Source organism: Pseudonocardia hydrocarbonoxydans, assembly GCF_006539565.1.
Classification (GTDB): Bacteria; Actinomycetota; Actinomycetes; order Mycobacteriales; family Pseudonocardiaceae; genus Pseudonocardia; species Pseudonocardia hydrocarbonoxydans.
The window spans coordinates 17,636-36,608 of the sequence record NZ_BJNG01000049.1 but is presented as its reverse complement, the minus strand read 5'-3'; the positions used below and the strand labels follow the sequence as shown (position 1 = coordinate 36,608).

General features: G+C 71.6%; 23 protein-coding genes. 12 read left to right on the top strand and 11 right to left on the bottom strand.

Going from position 1 to position 18,973, the window contains the following annotated elements; translation table 11 throughout:
• Positions 1-571: 571 nt before the first annotated feature.
• On the bottom strand, positions 572-1,519 hold the full coding sequence (locus PHY01_RS24255) for a LysR family transcriptional regulator (protein ID WP_141282275.1): 948 nt from the start codon (positions 1,517-1,519) through the stop codon (positions 572-574).
• 185 nt (positions 1,520-1,704) lie between these two features.
• Between PHY01_RS24255 and PHY01_RS24250 the strand changes: the two genes are divergently transcribed.
• From PHY01_RS24250 to tsaA, 6 genes are all read left to right on the top strand, one after another.
• On the top strand, positions 1,705-2,010 hold the full coding sequence (locus PHY01_RS24250; protein WP_141282273.1) for a hypothetical protein: 306 nt from the start codon (positions 1,705-1,707) through the stop codon (positions 2,008-2,010).
• Positions 2,011-2,118: 108 nt separating this feature from the next.
• Positions 2,119-2,994, top strand: coding sequence for an AAA family ATPase (locus tag PHY01_RS24245; RefSeq protein WP_141282271.1), 876 nt, complete (start codon positions 2,119-2,121; stop codon positions 2,992-2,994).
• Positions 2,991-4,124: a vWA domain-containing protein gene (locus PHY01_RS24240; RefSeq protein ID WP_141282269.1), complete on the top strand. Its 1,134-nt coding sequence runs from the start codon at positions 2,991-2,993 to the stop codon at positions 4,122-4,124. The genes PHY01_RS24245 and PHY01_RS24240 overlap by 4 nt, the downstream gene beginning before the upstream one ends.
• Positions 4,125-4,134: 10 nt before the next feature.
• Positions 4,135-4,434, top strand: coding sequence for a hypothetical protein (locus tag PHY01_RS24235; protein ID WP_141282267.1), 300 nt, complete (start codon positions 4,135-4,137; stop codon positions 4,432-4,434).
• Positions 4,431-4,862: a hypothetical protein gene (locus tag PHY01_RS24230; RefSeq protein WP_141282265.1), complete on the top strand. Its 432-nt coding sequence runs from the start codon at positions 4,431-4,433 to the stop codon at positions 4,860-4,862. Before PHY01_RS24235 ends, PHY01_RS24230 begins: the two co-directional genes overlap by 4 nt.
• 37 nt (positions 4,863-4,899) lie before the next feature.
• Positions 4,900-5,505 (top strand): tRNA (N6-threonylcarbamoyladenosine(37)-N6)-methyltransferase TrmO, encoded by a 606-nt coding sequence (tsaA, locus tag PHY01_RS24225; protein ID WP_141282263.1) that lies wholly within the window; start codon positions 4,900-4,902, stop codon positions 5,503-5,505.
• A gap of 84 nt (positions 5,506-5,589) precedes the next feature.
• Here the strand turns inward: tsaA and PHY01_RS24220 are convergent, their stop codons facing one another.
• The 10 genes from PHY01_RS24220 to PHY01_RS24175 all read right to left on the bottom strand — a co-directional run bounded on the left by PHY01_RS24220 (position 5,590) and on the right by PHY01_RS24175 (position 11,790).
• A complete protein-coding gene (locus PHY01_RS24220; RefSeq protein WP_246086125.1) occupies positions 5,590-5,952 on the bottom strand; it encodes a hypothetical protein in 363 nt (120 codons plus the stop codon).
• A gap of 2 nt (positions 5,953-5,954) precedes the next feature.
• Positions 5,955-6,251: a hypothetical protein gene (locus tag PHY01_RS24215; RefSeq protein WP_141282261.1), complete on the bottom strand. Its 297-nt coding sequence runs from the start codon at positions 6,249-6,251 to the stop codon at positions 5,955-5,957.
• A gap of 2 nt (positions 6,252-6,253) precedes the next feature.
• A complete protein-coding gene (locus tag PHY01_RS24210; protein WP_141282259.1) occupies positions 6,254-6,499 on the bottom strand; it encodes a hypothetical protein in 246 nt (81 codons plus the stop codon).
• Between the two features lie 13 nt (positions 6,500-6,512).
• Positions 6,513-6,740 carry a hypothetical protein gene (locus tag PHY01_RS24205; protein WP_141282257.1) on the bottom strand — a complete coding sequence of 76 codons (228 nt, stop codon included), beginning with the start codon at positions 6,738-6,740 and terminating at the stop codon, positions 6,513-6,515.
• A 10-nt stretch (positions 6,741-6,750) separates the two neighbouring features.
• Positions 6,751-7,008, bottom strand: a complete 258-nt coding sequence (locus PHY01_RS24200; RefSeq protein ID WP_141282255.1) for a hypothetical protein — start codon at positions 7,006-7,008, stop codon at positions 6,751-6,753.
• Between the two features lie 25 nt (positions 7,009-7,033).
• A complete protein-coding gene (locus PHY01_RS24195; RefSeq protein ID WP_141282253.1) occupies positions 7,034-7,615 on the bottom strand; it encodes an SRPBCC family protein in 582 nt (193 codons plus the stop codon).
• A 14-nt stretch (positions 7,616-7,629) separates the two neighbouring features.
• On the bottom strand, positions 7,630-10,044 hold the full coding sequence (locus tag PHY01_RS24190; protein ID WP_141282251.1) for an aerobic carbon-monoxide dehydrogenase large subunit: 2,415 nt from the start codon (positions 10,042-10,044) through the stop codon (positions 7,630-7,632).
• The gene (locus PHY01_RS24185) at positions 10,041-10,601 is read right to left on the bottom strand and encodes a (2Fe-2S)-binding protein (protein WP_141282249.1); all 561 of its coding nucleotides are present in this window, start codon (positions 10,599-10,601) and stop codon (positions 10,041-10,043) included. The genes PHY01_RS24190 and PHY01_RS24185 overlap by 4 nt, the downstream gene beginning before the upstream one ends.
• Positions 10,598-11,464 carry an FAD binding domain-containing protein gene (locus PHY01_RS24180; RefSeq protein ID WP_141282247.1) on the bottom strand — a complete coding sequence of 289 codons (867 nt, stop codon included), beginning with the start codon at positions 11,462-11,464 and terminating at the stop codon, positions 10,598-10,600. The genes PHY01_RS24185 and PHY01_RS24180 overlap by 4 nt, the downstream gene beginning before the upstream one ends.
• Positions 11,465-11,526: 62 nt before the next feature.
• On the bottom strand, positions 11,527-11,790 hold the full coding sequence (locus tag PHY01_RS24175) for a hypothetical protein (protein WP_141282245.1): 264 nt from the start codon (positions 11,788-11,790) through the stop codon (positions 11,527-11,529).
• A gap of 221 nt (positions 11,791-12,011) precedes the next feature.
• Between PHY01_RS24175 and PHY01_RS24170 the strand changes: the two genes are divergently transcribed.
• The 6 genes from PHY01_RS24170 to PHY01_RS24145 all read left to right on the top strand — a co-directional run bounded on the left by PHY01_RS24170 (position 12,012) and on the right by PHY01_RS24145 (position 18,866).
• Entirely contained in the window at positions 12,012-12,917 is a 906-nt protein-coding gene (locus PHY01_RS24170) for an FAD binding domain-containing protein (RefSeq protein WP_307723986.1), read from the top strand.
• A complete protein-coding gene (locus PHY01_RS24165) occupies positions 12,918-13,391 on the top strand; it encodes a (2Fe-2S)-binding protein (protein ID WP_141282243.1) in 474 nt (157 codons plus the stop codon). It begins immediately after the preceding gene.
• A 65-nt stretch (positions 13,392-13,456) separates the two neighbouring features.
• A complete protein-coding gene (locus PHY01_RS24160) occupies positions 13,457-15,814 on the top strand; it encodes an aerobic carbon-monoxide dehydrogenase large subunit (protein ID WP_246086126.1) in 2,358 nt (785 codons plus the stop codon).
• 4 nt (positions 15,815-15,818) lie between these two features.
• Positions 15,819-16,790 carry an XdhC family protein gene (locus PHY01_RS24155; protein ID WP_141282239.1) on the top strand — a complete coding sequence of 324 codons (972 nt, stop codon included), beginning with the start codon at positions 15,819-15,821 and terminating at the stop codon, positions 16,788-16,790.
• A complete protein-coding gene (locus tag PHY01_RS24150; protein WP_246086124.1) occupies positions 16,787-17,680 on the top strand; it encodes an AAA family ATPase in 894 nt (297 codons plus the stop codon). Before PHY01_RS24155 ends, PHY01_RS24150 begins: the two co-directional genes overlap by 4 nt.
• On the top strand, positions 17,673-18,866 hold the full coding sequence (locus PHY01_RS24145) for a vWA domain-containing protein (RefSeq protein ID WP_141282236.1): 1,194 nt from the start codon (positions 17,673-17,675) through the stop codon (positions 18,864-18,866). The genes PHY01_RS24150 and PHY01_RS24145 overlap by 8 nt, the downstream gene beginning before the upstream one ends.
• Positions 18,867-18,973 lie beyond the last annotated feature (107 nt).

The window sequence follows — 18,973 nt, the reverse complement described above, 5'->3', positions numbered from 1 at the left end:
CCCCAGTCCCACCCCGCAGCACCGGCGGACGCCGTCGGGGTCGTTGCGGACGTAGTGGCGATGGGTACGCCGAGGTAGGTGGCGACGACGCCTGGTACGTGCAGCGACGGACACCCGAGAGAGCTGCCCGACGCGAGCGCAGCGCCCGCTACGGCCAGGGCAGGCGGTGGATCGTCCGGTGGCGAGACTCCGACGACAGGCCCCGCAAGCGATCCTTCGAACGCAAGGCGACGCCGAGCGCGAGGCCGCGCGCATCGAGACCGAGCTCGCCCGCGACACCTACATCGATCCCCGCGCCGGCGAGATCAGCTTCCGCGACTACGCCCGGCAGTGGCTCGCCGGCCAGTACGCCGACCCGAACACCACCTGTCTGGTCAGCGGTCCGCCCGGTGATCCTGCCCTCGGACGGCCGAGCCCTGACCATCCCCGGTCCCGGACCTCGTGTGGGCCGCGCCGACGTCGGCCACCCCGGTCGGAGGTGGCGCGCTACCTGCTGGTCCCCACGGCCACGCCGCAACACACAATCGCCTCCCGGGACGGCGGAAGTCGCGACCCCGGCCGCAGGTTCCGGTCAGCTCCAGATCGTGACGTAGACCGGCGGCCGGAACCGCGACGCCGGCATCCCCGCACCCGGCGTGCGCAGCAGCTTCATCGCCTCCGGTGTTCCGAGGAAGTGGCGCAGCGACCCCGCGGCGGGCGACCGCCGCTCGGGGGCGAGCGTGGTCGCGTACCAACAGGTCTCGAACGGCGTGCCGGGTACGTCGATCACCTGCAGCTCGCGGCGCCGCAACTGGTGCACCGCGAGGTGCAGGATCCCGGGCGCGACGCCGGCACCCCGGACAGCGGCCTCCCAGGCCGCGGTCTGGTTCGGGAACACCGACAGCTGTTTCTCGGGGACACCGAGGCCCCGCAGCAACCGGGAGACGTCGCTGCCGGGATCGGTCGCGGAGGGCTCCACGAGCCACGGCCATCGATCGGGCGATCCGCTCATCCGGCTCTTGGCCGAGGCGAGGACGACCAGCTGGCAGCGGAAGACCGGTTCGCTGGCCAGCCCCAGGCTCCGGTCGCCGTCCAGCTGCGGCCCGATGGCGAGGTCGGCGAGCCGCTGCGAGACCAGCGGGCCCATCTCCGCCGTGGTCGACACACCGGCCGACACCTCGATCGAGCCGAGCGAGCGTGCGGTGAAGGCATCGGCGAGCGGACCGGTGATGAACTCGACGACCGCGCTCGGTGCGACGAGGCGCAGCTGCTGCGCGGCGCCCTTGGCCAGCCGGACCGCCGACTCGGCTTCAGCACCGAGCGAAACCATCTGGGCGGCGATCGTCAGCAGCCGCGTCCCGCCCGGCGTCAGGGTCATTCCCGGACCACCGCGGGTCAGCAGGGGGTCGTCGAGATACCTGCGCAGAGCGGACAGCGCCTGGGACACGGCGGGTTCGCTGACGCCGAGCGCGTTCGCGGCGGCCTTGACCGACCCGAGCCGAGCGACGAGCACGAAGGCGTTTAGCTGCGTGAGTGTCACACGTGCACTCTGCCCCGATTCGATCGGGGAGCGGCGTATCCCGATCCAATCGTGTCGACGAGCCGGATACGGCGCGCTGCGGCCTAAGCGATCGCTTATTCCCGGTTGCCATTTGCGCGGGACGGGACGACGATCCGAAAATGGTCGGCGCAGGGATGCACGACCGAGGAATCGGAGGTTCCCGGGTGACCGAGCGATCGCACAGTGCCGCCGAGGACGCCGAGGCGCTGGGCGTCCTGCGCTCGATCTGGACGGCGCAGCACCAGTCCTCCGCGGACATCGAGCCGCCGCGACCGAGGGCCAAGATCTGCAAGAACATGAAGAACATCGGGTTCGGGGGGTTGGACCTCAACGGTGCCGACGACCTCGACTCGACGGCGGTGCCGGTCGGCGACGAGCTGCGCAACGCGTGGCGGGACCGACTTGCACGTGACGGCAAGCTGCAGGCCGGGGCGACCACCGTTCGGGACCTGGTCGACGGCGACGCGTAGGCCCGGGCAGACCATCCCCGGCGACCGGGCCGCCGGGCACGCCAGAGGCTGCGTCGCCACCCGCGTCGCAGCCGAACCCCACCTCAATCGATCGAGGAGAACGTCGCGGTGAGTCCACCTGCCAGCGTCGGCGACCTGACCGCGGCGTTGCGCCGAGGCGACTACCTCGCCGACCGGGGGCTGGCCACGGCCGCCTACGTGTCGATGTCCCTGCACCGGCCGCTGCTCCTGGAGGGCGAACCGGGCGTCGGCAAGACCGAGATCGCCAAGGTGCTCGCCGCGGTGCTGGGCCGTGACCTCATCCGGTTGCAGTGCTACGAGGGGATCGACACCAGCCAGGCACTCTACGAGTGGGACTACGCACGCCAGCTGCTGCACATCCGGGCGCTGTCGGAGCGCGGCCTGGCCGACGACGACGCCGTGGATCGACTGTTCGGACCGCGGTTCCTGCTGGAGCGGCCGCTGTTGCAGGCGGTGCGCGCCGGAGACCGCGCCGTGCTCCTGATCGACGAGATCGACCGGGCCGACGACGAGTTCGAGGCGTTCCTGCTCGAGATGCTGTCGGACTTCCAGATCAGCATCCCGGAGGTCGGCACGATCGTCGCGACACAGCCGCCGATCGTCGTCCTCACGTCGAACCGGACCCGGGAGCTGCACGACGCGCTCAAGCGTCGGTGCATGTACCACTGGATCGACTACCCGTCGCTGGAGCAGGAGGTCGAGATCGTGACCGTCCGCCAGCCCGGGGTGAGCGCCGAGCTGGCCCGCAAGGTGGTCACGGCGGTGCAGCGGCTGCGGGAGATGGACCTGGCCAAGCCGCCGGGGGTCGCGGAGACGATCGACTGGGCACGCACGCTGGACTTCCTCGGCGAGACCACGCTGACCGCCGAGGCGGCCGACCTCACCCTCGGTGCCGTGCTCAAGGACCGCGAGGACATCGAGCTGGCCCGCGGGTGCATCGACGACATCACGTCGGTGACGTGACCCACGACGACCTGGTGTCGCTGCTGGTCGGGTTCGGCAGGGCACTCCGGGCCGAGGGCATCTCGGCGGGCCCGGGCGACATCTCCACCTTCTGCGCGGTGATGGTGCCCCTGGATCCCACCGACCTGATGGACCTCTACTGGGGTGGCCGCACATCGCTGGTCAAGCGTCGGGAGGACATCGGCACCTACGACGAGGTGTTCCGCGCGTACTTCCTCGGCGAACGCAACCCGGTCGAGGAGATGCTGTCGCTGCAGCTGAGGTCCAGCGCCGAGTCCGAGGCCGTGATCGACATCCCGGCCACGGATCCGCCCGACCCCGCGGGCGACCCGGAGGAGGACGAGACGGTGATGGGCCTGATGGCCTCCGGGGTCACCGCGTTGCGCTCCAAGTCGTTCGTCGCCTGCACCCCCGACGAGCTCGCGGCGCTGCGGCGCATCATGGCGCAGTTCCGGCTGACCCCGCCGAAGCGGCGCACCCGGCGCACCCGGCCGGCCCGTCGGGGTCGGCGCCCGGACCTGCGCCGGACCGTCCGGCAGTCGCTGCGGATGCACGGTGAGCCGGTCGCGCTGCGGTGGCAGCGTCGCCGGGTCAAGCTGCGGCCGCTCGTGCTGGTGCTCGACGTGTCCGGCTCCATGGCCGACTACTCGCGCGCTCTGCTCCAGTTCGCGCACACCGCGCGCCGGGCGGCGCAGAAGGTCGAGGTGTTCTGCTTCGGCACCCGCCTGACCAGGATCACCGTCCCGCTGCAGAAGCGCAGCCCGGACGACGCGCTCACGGAGGCGTCGCGACTCGTGGTGGACTGGGAGGGCGGCACCCGGATCGGCGACTGCCTCGACGAGTTCGCCCGGACCTGGGGCAGGCGCGGGATCACTCGCGGGGGGATCCTGGTGATCTGCTCCGACGGGCTCGACCGGGGCAACCCGGACACGTTGGCGACGGCGATGGAGCGGCTCTCCCGGTTGTCGCACACCATCGTCTGGATGCACCCGCACAAGGGCGGGGATCCGCACTTCCGGCCGCAGTCGTTGGGCATGATGGTGGCCGAGCCGCACATCGACGTGCTGCTGTCGGGCCACGACCTGGAGAGCCTCGCCGAACTGGCGCAGCTGCTACCCCAACTCGGATAGGAGTTCGACGATGATGCGATGGAGCGTCGGCCTGGTGGCCGAAGGCGACCCGGACACCGACCCGGTGGTGTCGATCGAGGAGGTCGTCGAGCTGGCCGACGCCGTGGCGCGCCGGGAGGGGATCGCCACCGGGGGCGGCAGCACCCGCTACGGCGCACAGATCGTCGTGCTGGCCGGCAGCCGTGACGAGGCCATCGAGCGCGGCCGTGCCGAGTTCACCGACGCCGTGCGCATCGCGGGCCTGCCCGACTTCCCCATCGTGCACGCCGAGGCGATCAGCGAGTCCGAGGACGCGGGCGAACCGGGGTGATCCGGCTCGGCTCGCTCGCGGGATACGCGTTCTCCGGGCCACGGGTGCTCGGCGGATGGAGCCCGCCCGCCCGGGCGGGCGTCTACGCGATCCTCTACAAGCCCGAGCCCGAGGGGCGGTCCGAACGCTACGCCGTCACCTACGTCGGACATGCCGACGATCTCACCGCGGTCGGGTTCCCGTTCAAGCACCGGCGGTCCGGCTGCTGGATACGACGTGCGGGTTCGAAATGGAAGCTGCACGTCGCCTTCCTGGAGGTGCCGGGCGGCAATCGGGCACATCGTGAGCAGATCACCCAGGAACTGATCGCGACGTACGAGCCGCTGTGCAACGAGACGCTCTACGACAACTCCTGGCGTACGGAGTGGATCGGCGCGTACTCCGACGCGCCCAACACCGCACCGCTGCCGCAGCACCGGCCGGACTGACCCGAGGTCGGGCCCCGAGCACCGAGAAGGTGGACGAATGACCGACGGGCCCCCCGACCTGTGTGGCTCCGAGCAGGCCCGGATCCGCGCGAGTACACCCGCGTTCGCCCCGATCGGGTACGTGCGCAGCGACTACCGGCAGCCGGCCGCCACGCCCATCCAGTCGACCCGGAACAGCACCGCGGAGGGCCGCGTCGAGGTCTTCCCCGAGCACGTCGCGGCCCTCGACGGGATCGCCGACTTCGACTACGTGTGGTTGCTGCTGTGGCTGGACCGGGCCGCCCCGCCACCGGCCGACGGGCAGGTGGTGCCGTTCATGCTGGCCGGCAGCGACCGCCGGTTCGGGGTCTTCGCCACCCGGCACCCCGCACGGCCCAACCCGATCGGCCTCAGCGTGGTGCGGGTCGTGGAGGTGGACGGTTCGGGGATCACGTTCCGCGGTGTCGACGCCTGCCACGGGACGCCGGTGCTCGACATCAAGCCGTGGGAACAGCACCTCGACGTGCCCGGTTACGCGGACGGCTGGGCCGCCGTGTCCGCGATCCGGGGCGGGTGGTACTCCGCGGCCGGTGTCGCCGGGTCCGGGCAGCTGCTGCCGGGCTCGCCCGCGTCGCAGGCGCTCCCCGGAGGCAGCGCGCCGTAGGGCAACCGGCCTGCGTCCGGTCCGACGACGGCAGCCGCCCGGCGGGGATCCCGCCGGGCGGCCGTGGTCGTGGACGGTGGCCGGTCAGTGCCGGGACGGCGCGTACCCGACCGTCTCGTGGATGCGTGACCGACGCCGTCCGGTGGCCGGAACGGCGACCTGGGGCCGATCGGGGTTCGACGAGACCTTCCTGATGACCTCCTCGGCGAAGCCGTAGAGCAGCGGCAGCGCCCCCGCGACGGTCCGTCCCGTGCGGTTGATGTGCTCCAGGCCGGGCCGGATCGCCTTGCCGTCGGCGGCGATCCGGCTCACCAGCCCGTCACCGGCCTCCAGCGTGGTGGCGATCCTGCCGAGCAGCGAGCCGAGCCAGAAGACGAAGAAGGCCAGCCCGGCGATCAACACCACGATCTCGACGACGGTGATGACCAACAGAGTCGATTCGGACATGATCATGCCTTCCCGGCGGGGGTGGGGATGGAGTCGACGACCCGCCCGAGGAACAGGTGGTGCTGCAGGCCCTCGCCCAGCACCAGGTCCAGGCCGGCGCCGGTCGCGGTGATCAACGCGGTGTCCTTCGTGTTCTCGGTGATGCCGACGAGCGTGCCGGCGATGCCGTCGACCGCGCTGTCGATCCGTTTGACGAAGGCCACGAGCAGGCTCAGCAGCACCACGACCGCGACGATCACGACGGCGCCGAGTACGAGGATCACCGTCCAGTAGGTGATCTCTCCGGGAGAGAGGGACACGGTCAGCCTCCCAGCCGCGCGCGGCCGCGCTGCAGGCCACCGATGATCTCGGTGGCGTGGTCGATGGTCGTGTTCAGCCCGGCGAGCCCCGCGGTGTGGGTGCGGGAGCGGCTCAGCGAGGCGTCGAGCTGCTGGGCCTGGGTGCCGATCTTGTAGGCGAGCACCAGGATCGGGGTGACGAGTGCGACCACCACCACCACGATCACCAGGCCGATGACGAGTCCGAGGGTCCAGCCGAAGGGAATCATGTTCGCGGGCTCCTCAGACCGTCTCGCACCAGGCCCGCACGGGGGCGAGGTTGGCGTTGACCGACCCGACCACCGTCGGGACGGTACTGGTGTTGTCGGCGATGGCGTCCACGCCGCCCTGCAGGGCGGCGAGGGTGGCATGGACGTGACGCAGGTGCAGGATCACGCGCAGCAGGCCGACCGCCACGACGGCGATGATCAGTGCGGTGATCAGGAGTGTGATCCAGGCAACGACGGGCATTGTCGTCCTCCTACTTCGCAGGGAGCAGCGTGGCGACGCTGCCCCCGTACCGGGTGGCCCCGACCGCGACCTGGGCCACGGTCGCGTCCGTCTCGACGAGCAGTGCGGGCGTGTCCTCGACCTCGCCGAGCAGCTCCACGCCGTGGGTGAGGATGTCGTCGGCGGCACCGCGGATGCGCTCCACCGCGGCGAGCAGCCGGCTGAGCAGCGCGATCACCACGACGAGCACCACCACCAGCAGGGCGTTGCCGATCCACCAGAGCGTCATGACTTCTCCTTCGCAGCCGCGGGGCTCATCGGTTGCGGTCGTAGGGAAGGAAGAACCGGGCGAACACGCGCATCAGCGCCATCCGGGCGGCGCGAACACCGATGGCGAACCCGCTGGCGGGCCTGGCGGCGCGGACCGCGGTCGTCGTGCCACCGCTGCCCTGGTTGGTGATGTTGTACTGCAGGCATTCCGCGAAGGACTGCATGAGCACGCCGGTGACGTCGGCGATCATGCCGCGCCCGAACTGGGCGGCCGCACCGGAGACGGTCAGGTCCTGCTCGACCTTCATCGTCGTTCCACCACTGGCCGGCGCCAGGACCACGGTCATCATCATGTCCGCGGTGCCCTTGCCCTTGTCCTCGGCGCCGGCGGCGTGCATCACCATCCGGTGGGCGGCGTCATCGGTCTCGATGATCTTGACCTGGCCGCTGAAGCTCAGCTTCACCGGGCCGAGCCGGGCCACCACCTTGCCGTCGTAGGTGCCGTTGCCGTCGTCGCCGACCAGCTCCGCGCCGGGGAGGCACGGTGCGAGGTTGGGGACGTCGAGGAGGTAGGCCCACACCTTGTCCAGCGGGGCGCCGACCACGAGCTCGTTCTTGATCTCCATATCGGTCTCCTCCCTCAGCCGTTCCTGACCGGCGGCGCGCCGGAGACGTCCTGGTGGGTCTGCAGGGCGGTCCAGACGCGGTCGGGCAGCACCGGCATGTCGATGTTGCGCACCCCGGTGTGGGCGATCGCGTCGAGGACGGCGTTGACGAAGGCCGCCGGACCGCCGACCGCCGCGCACTCGCCGACGCCCTTGGCCCCGATCGGGTGGTGCGGGCACGGCGTGACCACCTCGTGCAGCTCGAACCCGGGCGTCTCCCACGCCGTCGGGATGAGGTAGTCCATGTAGTTCGAGCCCACGATGTTGCCCTCGGCGTCGTAGGTCTGGAACTGCATGTTCGACATCGCGTAGGCCTCGGTCAGCCCACCCATGATCTGTCCCTCGACGATCATGGGGTTGATCCGCACGCCGCAGTCGTCCACCGCGACGACGCGCAGCACGTCCCACACCCCGGTCTCCGGGTCGACCTCGACGGTCACGATGTAGCAGGCGAACGGCCAGGTCAGGTTGGGCGGGTCGTAGTAGGCGTTGCCCTCGAGCCCGGGCTCCATCCCGTCGGGCATGTTGGAGTAGGCGGCCATCGCGCACTCCTGGATCGTCGCGCCGCGTTCCGGGGCGCCGCGCACGAAGAACCGGCCCAGCTCCCACTCGATGTCCTCCTCGGACACCTCCAGCAGGTGGGCGGCGATCTTGCGCGCCTTCGCCCGGATCTTGCGGGACACCATGGACACCGCGGCGCCGGCCACCGGCGTGCTGCGGGACGCGTAGGTGCCCATCCCGTACGGGGCGGTGTCGGTGTCGCCCTCCTCCACGACCACGTCGGCGGCGGGGATGCCCAGCTCGTGGCTAACGATCTGCGCCCACGTCGTCTCGTGGCCCTGGCCCTGGGTCTTCGCCCCGGTGCGCAGGATCGCCTTGCCGGTCAGGTGCACCCGCAGCTCGGCGGAGTCGAACATCTTGATGCCGAGGATGTCGTACTCGCGGCTGTTGCCGGCGCCGAGCGGTTCGGTCATCGTCGAGATCCCGATACCCAGCAGGCGCCCCTTGGCCCGCGCCGCGGCCTGCTCGCGCCGGAACTCCTCGTAGCCGATCGCGTCCAGGCCGATCTGCAGGCACTTGTCGTACTGGCCGGAGTCGACGAGGAAGCCGAACGGTGTGCGGGCCGGGAACGCGTCGTCGGGCAGCAGGTTGACGCGCCGGAACTCGGCCTGGTCGATGCCGAGGTCGTCGGCGGCGGCCTGCACCATCCGCTCCTGGAAGAACATGGCCTCGGTGACCCGGAACGAGCAGCGGTAGGCCACCCCGCCGGGCGCCTTGTTGGTGTAGTGGCCCTGCGCGGTGATGTAACCGGTCCCGATGTTGTAGCAGGCGAACGTCGAGTGCATCAGGCCGATCTTGAACTTGCTCGGCTGGGCGTCGGCGAAGAAGGCACCCTGGTCGGTGTCGGCGTGCATGCGGACGGCGAGGATCTTCCCGTCGGAGCGCAGGGCCATCTCGCCGTCGAGGTACATGTCGCGGCCGAAGCCGGTGGAGATGAGGTTGCCGGTCTTGTCCTCGGTCCACTTGACCGGCTTGCCCAGCAGGATCGACGCCAGGATCGAGTGCACGTAACCGGGGTAGACCGGCACCTTGTTGCCGAAGCCACCACCGACGTCCGGCGAGACGATCCGGATCATGTGCTCGGGCAGCTCGGCGATCAGCGCCACCGCGGACCGCACGATGTGCGGTGCCTGGCTGGTCATGTAGACCGTGAGCTTCTTGGTGGCCGGGTCGAAGTCCGCGACCGACCCGCAGCACTCGATCGGCGAGGGGTGGCTGCGCGGGTAGTGCAGCTTCAGCTTCGAGACGACGTCGGCCTCGGCGAAGGCCCGCTCGGTCGCCTCCCGGTCGCCGACCTCCCAGCGGTAGCAGGTGTTGTCGACCTGGCCCTGCTTGTCGTCGCGGATGACCGGGGCGCCCGGCGCCGCGGACTGCTCCGGGTTGACGATCGGCGGCAGCGGCTCGTACTCGACGTCGATGGCCTCGCAGCCGTCCTTGGCGATGTAGGGGTCGTCGGCGACGACGACGCACACCTCCTGGCCCTGGAAGCGGACCTTGTCGGTGGCCAGCACCGCCTGGGTGTCGTAGGACAGCGTGGGCATCCAGGCCAGGTTGCGCTGAGCCATCATCTCGCCGGTGAGGACGAGCCGGACACCCGGGATGGCCCAGGCCCTGCTGGTGTCGATGCTGATGATCCTGGCGTGCGCCAGCGGGCTGCGCAGGATCTCCATGTAGAGCATCCCGGGCAGCTTGACGTCGTCGGTGTAGTTGCCGCGGCCGCGGATGAAGCGGCTGTCCTCGACGCGCAACCGGCTCGAGCCGAGACCACCGATCTTGATCTCGTCGAGCGCCTGCGAGCTGCTCGGTGTCACGGGTGCCGTCTGGGTCATGAGACATGCTCCTCGGAGGACGTGTCCCCGGCCGCGGCCGGGCCGGAGAGGCGCTGCTTGTCGGCGGCCCACAGGACCGCCTTGACGATGTTCTGGTAGCCGGTGCACCGGCAGAGGTTGCCCGACAACGCCCACCGGACGTCTTCCTCGGTCGGGCTCGCGTTGCGGTTGAGCAGCGCCTTCGACGCCATCATCATTCCGGGCGTGCAGAAGCCGCACTGCAGTCCGTGCTCGGCCTGGAAGCCCTCCTGGACCGGGTCCAGCTCGCTGTGCGTGCCCAGGCCCTCCACCGACGTCACCTCGTGCCCGTCGGCCTGGACCGCGAGCATGGTGCACGACTTGATCGGTTCTCCGTCGAAGAGCACCGTGCAGGCACCGCAGTTCGTGGTGTCGCAGCCGAAGTGGGTACCGGTCAGGCCGAGGCCCTCACGCATCAGGTGCGCGAGGAGCAGCCGCGGCTCCACCTCGACGACACGTCGCTCGCCGTTGACCGTGATCGTGATCCGGCGCACGTTCTCGGCGGTCTCGACGACCTCGACCGAACGTCCGTAGCTCATGCTGCCACCGCTTCCCCGCGGGCGAGGCCGCGTCTGATGAACGTCGCCACGACGTGGCGCTTGAACGCGGCGCTGCCGCGGTGGTCTCCCCTGGGCTGCGCGGCGGCCGCCGCGAGCTGCGCGGCCTGCTCGATGGACTCCTCGGACAACGGCTTGCCGACGAGCGCCTGTGCGGCCTCGGTGGCGGCGATGTTGCTCGGACCGACCCCGGTGAGTGCGATCCCGGCCCGCACGACACGACCGTCGCTGGTCTCGAGCGCCATCGCGACGCCGGCGGTCGCGAAGTCACCGACCCGGCGCTCCAGCTTGAGGTAGGTGCCCGAGCGCTGTCCGGTCGGGGCCGGGATGACGGCCTCCAGGGCGATCTCGTCGGGCTGCAGCGCGTTCTGGAACGGTCCGAGGCTGAAGTGGCCGGCCGCGATGGTCCGGCGGCCGCGGGGACCCAACGCCACCATGTGCCCACCCAGCGCGAGCAGGACCGAGGCCCAGTCGCCCTGGGGGTCGGAGTGGCAGATCGAGCCGACCATGGTGCCACGGCTGCGCACCATCGGGTCGGCGATCAGCGGCGCCGCCGCCGCCATCAGCGGGTGCTTCGCCGCCAGCAGGGCCGACCGCTCCAGCGTCACGTGCCGGCACAGTGCACCCACGCGCAGGGTGCCGTCGGGGTCCTCGCGGTGGTAGTCGAGCCCGGGGATGCCGTTGATGTCGACGAGCACCTCCGGCGCGGCGAAGCGGAGCTTCATCATCGGCACGAGGCTCTGGCCGCCGGCGAGGATCTTGGCGTCGTCGCCGTACCGGTTCAGCAGGGAACTCAGCTCGTCGAGACTTCGCGGAGCCTCGTAGCCGAACTTGGACGGGTACATCCGGGCCTCCTTGCCCTGGGTGGGCGGGCGTCGGTGTGCGGGAACGGGAGCAGGGAGCGGGATCAGGCTGTCGGCCGCGGTCGGGGACGGGCCTCGGGCCGCGGCTCGGCCACGGCCACCGGCAGCGCCTCGTCCTCCGGATCGGGGCGCGGTTCCTGGTGCGGCGGCCACGGTCCGGCCACCGGTTGACCGGCGATCTTCATGAACTCGGTCATCTGGGGGAACGCCCAGATCGTCGGGCTGGCGCCGCCGGTCTTCGGGGCACCCTCGATGAGCTCGAACATGCGCGGGTTGCCCTGGCTGTGGCCACTCGATTCGATCGGCATGCGTCCTCATTCGCGTCGTTGCGTCAGCCCACGTCGCGAACGTTCTTCCGGTACAAACCGGGGTGAACACGTTCGCGAAATGACGACTGGGATGTTCAGTGGCGGTCATGCTGCACCTCGGCGCACGTTCCATCTACTCGGCCTAAGTAAAGACTTAACTGGTCTTGCCGAGGCATGTGACTGGGACCAGCATGGTGGATCGACGCCCACCAGCCGGGAGCATGATGCAGGTTCCAGCCCATTTCGAGTACCAGCGCGCGACGTCCGTCGAGGACGCGATCGCGCTGTTGGAGCGCTACGGGCCGGAATCGAGGATCGTCGCGGGTGGGCACAGCCTCATCCCGATGATGAAGCTCCGACTCGCCCAGCCGGAGCTGCTGGTCGACATCAACGGGCTCGCCGATCTGGGCGGGATCTCCCTGGCGGGGGACGTGCTGCGGATCGGTGCGATGGTCCGGCACGCGGAGCTGCTCGCATCGGTGACGGCCGGCACGCACTTCCCACTGCTGCACGACGCCGAGCGGGTGATCGCCGATCCGGTCGTGCGCAACCGCGGGACCGTGGGCGGTTCGGTCTGCCAGGCGGACCCGTCGGAGGACCTGTCGGCGGCCTTCACCGCCCTGCGCGCCACGGCCGTCATCGAGGGGTCCGCCGGGGTCCGCCGGGTACCGATGCGGGAGTTCTTCCACGGCCCCTACCAGACGGCGGTCGGCCCCGCCGAGGTGCTGGTCGAGCTGCAGATCCCGCTGTCGAACTCGGCGACACTCGCCGGCAGCAGCAGTGCCTACCTCAAGGTGGACCGCCGGGCGGGCGACTGGGCGGTCGCCGCGGCGGCGGCCGTGCTGCGGATCGACCGGGACAGCGTCGTGACCGAGGTCGGGATCGGCCTCACGGCCGTGGGGGCCCGCCAGTTCGCCGCCGTCGAGGCGGAGGACTTCCTGCGCGGCCGGCAGCTGACGGGTGAGCACATCGCCGAGGCGGGCGACATCGCCGCGCAGCACTGCAGCCCGGTGGCCGACCAGCGCGGTCCCGTCGACTACAAGCGCCATCTCGCGGGTGAACTCGCCCGCAGGGCGCTGCACGCTGCGGCGGCCCGCGCCGACCTCGCGATCATCGGGAGGCTGTAGATGAGGGTCACCGTCACCGTGAACGACCAGGACTACATCCGGGACGTGGAGCCCCGCCTGCTCCTGGTGCACCTGCTGCGCGACGAGCTGGGGCTGACCGGTACCCACTGGGGCTGCGACACCTCGAACTGCGGGGCCTGCACCGTCTGGCTGGACCGGGTGCCGGTGAAGTCGTGCACGGTGCTCGCCGTGATGGCGAGCGGTAGCTCGGTACGGACGGTCGAAGGCCTGGAGCGCCGCGGTGGCGAGCTCGACCAGCTGCAGGTCTCCTTCGCGCTGTGTCACGGCCTCCAGTGCGGCTTCTGCACACCGGGGATGCTCATGACCGCGCGCTGGCTGCTCGACCGGCTCCCGGACCCGTCCGACGTGGAGATCCGCGAGGCGATCAGCGGCCAGACCTGCCGGTGTACCGGCTACGAGAACATCGTCCGGTCGATCCGGCACGCCGCCGAGTCCGAGAGGGCGGCGGGATGACCGCCGCACTGACGCCGGGGACGTCCGGTCGCCGGCCCGACCCGTTCGCCGGGCACGCCTCGCCCATGGGGCACGGGAACATGGTGCGCAAGGAGGACGCGAGGTTCCTCCGCGGCCGTGGGCGGTTCGTCGACGACATCCGGTTGCCGGGCATGTTGCACGGCGCCGTGCTGCGCAGCCCGTACGCGCACGCGCGGATCCTCTCGATCGACACCGGCGGGGCCGAGTCGCACCCGAAGGTGCGTGCCGTGATCACCGGGGCGGACCTGGAACGTCGCGGGATGGCCTGGATCCCCACGCTGTCCCACGACGTCGCGGCGGTACTCGCCACCGACAAGGTGCGCTACCAGGGGCAGGAGGTCGCGTTCGTCGTCGCCGAGGACCGCTACGCCGCCCGCGACGCGCTGAGCCTGATCGAGGTGGAGTACGAACCGCTCGAGCCGGTCATCGACGCCCACCGGGCACTCGCACCGGACGCCCCGGTGATCCGCGACGAGATCCCCGGCCGCACCGACAACCACATCTTCGACTGGGAGGCCGGTGACGCAGCGGCGACGGAGGCGGCATTCGCCGCCGCCGAGCACGTCAGCTCGTGCGAGATGCTCTACCCGCGGGTGCATCCGGCGCCGCTGGAGACGTGCGGGATCGTCGCCGACCTCGACCCGGTCAGCGGCCGGCTCGTCGTCTACGCCACGGCGCAGGCCCCGCACGCCCACCGCGCCCTCTACTCGGGGATCATCGGCATCCCCGAGAACCGGATCCGGATCATCTCCCCGGACATCGGTGGCGGATTCGGCAACAAGGTGGCGATCTACCCCGGCTACCTCTGCGCCGTGATCGCCACGAGCATCACCGGAGCGCCGGTCAAGTGGACCGAGGACCGCTCGGAGAACCTGATGAGCACCTCCTTCGCGCGTGACTTCCACATGCGGGGGGAGATCGCGGCCACCCGCGACGGGCGGATACAGGGGCTGCGGGTGCAGGTGCTCGCCGACCACGGCGCGTTCAACGGGACCTCGCAGCCGTCGAAGTTCCCGGCCGGCTTCTTCCACATCTTCACCGGTTCGTACTCGGTGCCCGCCGCGCACTGCACGGTCCGCGGTGTCTACACCAACAAGGCGCCCGGCGGGGTCGCCTACGCATGCTCGTTCCGGATCACCGAGGCGTCCTACCTGGTCGAGCGCCTGGTCGACGTGCTGGCGTTCGACCTCGGTCTCGACGCGGCCGAGGTGCGCCGACGCAACCTGCTGCGACCCGAGCAGTTCCCCTACCGGTGCGCCACGGGATGGGAGTACGACTCCGGCGACTACCCGCGGGCCTTCGAGCTGGCCCTGGAGATGGCCGGCTACGACGAGCTGCGTCGTGAGCAGGCGCGCGGCCGCCGGACGCGGGCCGAGACCGGCGAGGGCACCGTGATGGGCATCGGCCTGTCCTTCTTCACCGAGGCCGTCGGGGCCGGCCCGCGCAAGGACATGGACATCGGTGGGTTCGGGATGGCCGACGCCGCCGAGCTGCGGGTGCACCCGACCGGATCGGCGGAGCTCCGGCTGTCGTGCATGTCGCAGGGACAGGGCCACGAGACGACGTTCGCCCAGATCGTGTCCGAGGAGCTCGGGATCTCACCGGACGACATCGAGGTCATCGAGGGCGACACCGATCGCACCCCGTTCGGCCTGGGCACCTACGGCTCGCGGTCCACCCCCGTCTCCGGTGCCGCCGCCGTGATGGCGGCCCGCAAGGTGCGCGAGCGGGCCCGGCTGGTCGCCGCGGCGATGCTGGAGGTCTCCGCCGACGACCTGGTGTGGGACAAGGGCCGGTTCCACGTGCGCGGCGACCGGGCGGCCGGGGTCGGCATCGGTGAGATCGCCCTCGCGGCCCACTCCGGACTGGAGCTGCCCGAGGGGGTCGAGGGGCAGCTCGACGCCACCTGCGTCTACAACCCGCCCAACCTGACGTTCCCGTTCGGCGCGTACCTCTGCGTCGTCGACGTCGATCCGGGCACCGGGCAGGTCACGGTCCGCCGGTTCGTGGCGGTGGACGACTGCGGGGTGCGGATCAATCCGGCCATCGTCGAGGGGCAGGTGCACGGCGGCCTCGCCGACGGGATCGGGATGGCGCTGATGGAGGTCATGGCCTTCGACACGGACGGCAACCATCTCGGCGCGTCGTTCATGGACTACCTCCTTCCCACGTCCATGGAGTGCCCCTCGTGGGAGCTGGGGAAGACGGTGACCCCGTCGCCGCACCATCCCATCGGCGCCAAGGGCATCGGCGAGTCGGCGACCGTCGGGTCCCCGGCCGCTGTCGTGAACGCGGTGCTCGACGCCATCGGGGTCCGGCATGCCGACATGCCGCTCACCCCTGCCCACGTGTGGTCGGCCATCCAGGGCCGGCCGCTCCGAACCGATCTCGCTATTGGATGACGACATGACACGAGCAGACCTGCTCTCCCGAGTCGACGGGTTGCGCACCGGGCGCACGCCGTTCGTGTTGGCCACGGTCGTGCGGGCGGAGCGCCCGACGAGCGCCAAGCCGGGTGACTGCGCACTGGTGCTCGCCGACGGGACGATCGACGGCTTCGTCGGCGGCGTGTGCGCGGAGTCGACCGTGCGCCTGGAGAGCCTGCGGCTGCTCCAGGCGGGTGAGTCCGGACTGCTGCGGATCACCCCGCGCTCCGGCGACTCCGACGCGCCCGACCAGGAGGGGGCGCGCACCGTGGGCAACCCCTGCCTGTCCGGGGGCACCCTGGAGATCTTCCTGGAGGCGATGGTCCCGGCCGCGCTGGTGTACGTGCACGGGGAGGCCCCGGTCGCACGGGCGTTGGCCCGGGTCGGGCACGCCCTGGACTGGGACGTCCGTCCTGCGGTCGACCCGGCCGCGCCGATCCCGCCGGACACCTCCGCGGTGGTCGTGGCCTCGCACGGCCGTGACGAGGCCGCGGTGCTCGCGGCCGCGCTGAAGGCGGGTGTGCCCTACGTCGCGCTGGTCGCGAGCAGGCGCCGGTCGGCGGGGGTGCGCGAGGAGCTCGCCGCGATGGGTGTGCCGGAGCCCGATCTGGAGCGCGTGCACGCCCCGGCCGGGCTGGACATCGGCGCGCGGACCGCGCCGGAGATCGCGCTGACGGTGTTCGCGGAGATCGTGGCGCACCGGCCGCGGGTGCACGCTCCCGAGGGGACCGAACCGACGTCATCGGGCGGGTCCACGGGCGAGGAGGGCAGCAGCACCCACGTCCACGCCGTGGAGGGGTCGGTGGAGGTCGCCGTGGACCCGGTCTGCGGAATGGACGTCGCGATGACCCCGGCGAGCATCTCCGCCCGGCACGGTGCCACGACGGTCTACTTCTGCGGGACGGGATGCCGGCAGGCGTTCCTCGACGATCCGCAGCGTTTCCGCACGTGACACCGCAGCCGGTCCCGGACTTCACCGGCCCCGACGACCTGCGTCGGGCGCTGGACGAGTCCGGCTACCTCGCCGACGACGCTCTGGCCACCGCCCTGTTCCTGGCCGTGCGGATGCGGCAGCCGATCCTGCTGGAGGGCGAGCCGGGGGTCGGCAAGACGCACGCCGCGACGGCGCTGGCCGCCGCGGTGGGCTCCCCGCTGCTGCGGGTGCAGTGCTACGAGGGGCTCACCGCGGCGGAGACGATCTACGAGTGGAACTACCCACGGCAGCTGCTGGCCATCCGACTGGCCGAGGCCCGCGGCGCCGACCTCGCCGAGGCGGACCTGTTCACCGACGAGTACCTGCTGGTCCGTCCGCTGCTGGCGGCGATCTCCCATCCGGGGCCCGCGCCTGCGGTGCTGCTCGTGGACGAGGTCGACCGCGCCGACGACGAGTTCGAGGCGTTCCTGTTCGAGGCACTGGCCGAGGCCTCGGTCACGATCCCCGAGCTGGGCACCCGCCGCGCGACCGTGCCACCGGTGGTCCTGCTGACCTCCAACCGCACCCGCGACCTGCACGACGCCCTGAAGCGCCGCTGCCTCTACCACTGGATCGCCTACCCCGACACCGCGCGGGTCGAGGAGATCGTGCGTCGGCGGGTGCCGGCGGCCGGCGGCTGGCTGGCCCGCCAGGTGGCGATCGCCGTGCACCGGCTGCGGGGGCTGGAGCTGCAGAAACGACCCGGGATCGCGGAGGCGATCAGCTGGACCACCGCGCTGGAGGTGCTCGGGGTGAGCGAGCTCGACGAGGCGGCGGTCGGGCGCACGCTCGGCGCCGCGCTGAAGTACGACGAGGACATCGACGCCGTCCGGCGGGCCGGGCTCGACACCCTCCTGCGCCATGGCTGAGCCCGCCCGGACCGACCTGCCCGCTCTCGTGGCGCGGTTCGCCGCGGCCTGCCGCGAGGCCGGGCTGCCGGTCGGTCCGGATCGGGCCGCGCGGTTCGCCCGGGCCGTGGTGGAGGTGACGCCGTCGACGACGACCCGGCTGCACCACTGCGCCGTGACCACCCTGGTCTCCGACCCGGATCAGGTGGCCGTTCTCGACGCGGTCTTCGCCGCGGTGTTCGAGGGCCTGGTCGACCCGGCCGGCCCGCGCGGCGGCGACCCGGCCGCCGACCCGGCCGGCCCGGGCGGCGCACAGGCCCCGGCGACCCGGGGCTCGACCGGGACCGGGTCCCGGCTGACGACGTCCGCCGGCCGGGCCGAGGGCTCAACCGGGCCACCGCGGGAGGTGGCCGCGCCGCTGCTGGCGTCGGCGCGAGAACGGTTCGGCGGACGCGACTTCGCGGAGCTGACGTCGCGGGAGCTGGCGATGCTCGCCGACGCCATGCGGGCGCTGCGGGTGGTCACCCCGCTGCGCCGGACCCGGCGGACCCGGCCGAGCGCGCACGGTGGCCGCGTGGACCTGCGCGCCACCCTGCGCACCGCCCTGCGCACCGCGGGGGAACCGGTGCGCCTGGCGAGGCGGACCCGGCGCCCCCGCCACCGCCGGCTCGTGGCGCTGTGCGACATCTCGGCGTCGATGGACCCCTACGCCAGGGCGTTGATCCAGCTGCTGTACTGCGCGGCCGGCGCCCAGGGGACCGAGGTGTTCGTCTTCGCCACCGAGCTGACCCGGTTGACCAGGGCACTGGCCCGGACCAGCCCCGCGGTCGCCATCGACCGGGCCACCGCGTTGGCCCCCGACTGGTCGGGCGGCACCAGGATCGGGGAGTCGCTGCGCCGGTTCAACGACCTGCACGGCCGGCGTGGGATGGCCCGTGGCGCCGTCGTGCTGATCCTCTCCGACGGGTGGGACACCGGGGACAGCGTCCTGCTCGGTCGGGAGATGGCCCGGTTGTCGCGGGTGGCGCACCGGATCGTGTGGGCGAACCCGCGCACCCGCCATCCCGATTTCGCGCCCCTCGTCGGCGGCATGGCGGCGGCCTGGCCGTACTGCGACGCGGTGGTCAGCGCGCACAGCCTCGACGCTCTCGACGAGCTGCTCGGGGCGCTCGCCGCTCCGGCGGCGGGTGGTGCGGCGAGCCGATGACCGCCCGGGGCGAGGCCCGCCCGCTCCCGGCCGCCCGAACCCGGTCCCGGTCGCGGTCGGCGACGGATCCCCCGCCGGTCCCCCGCGGCGGGGGATCCGCGCGGGCG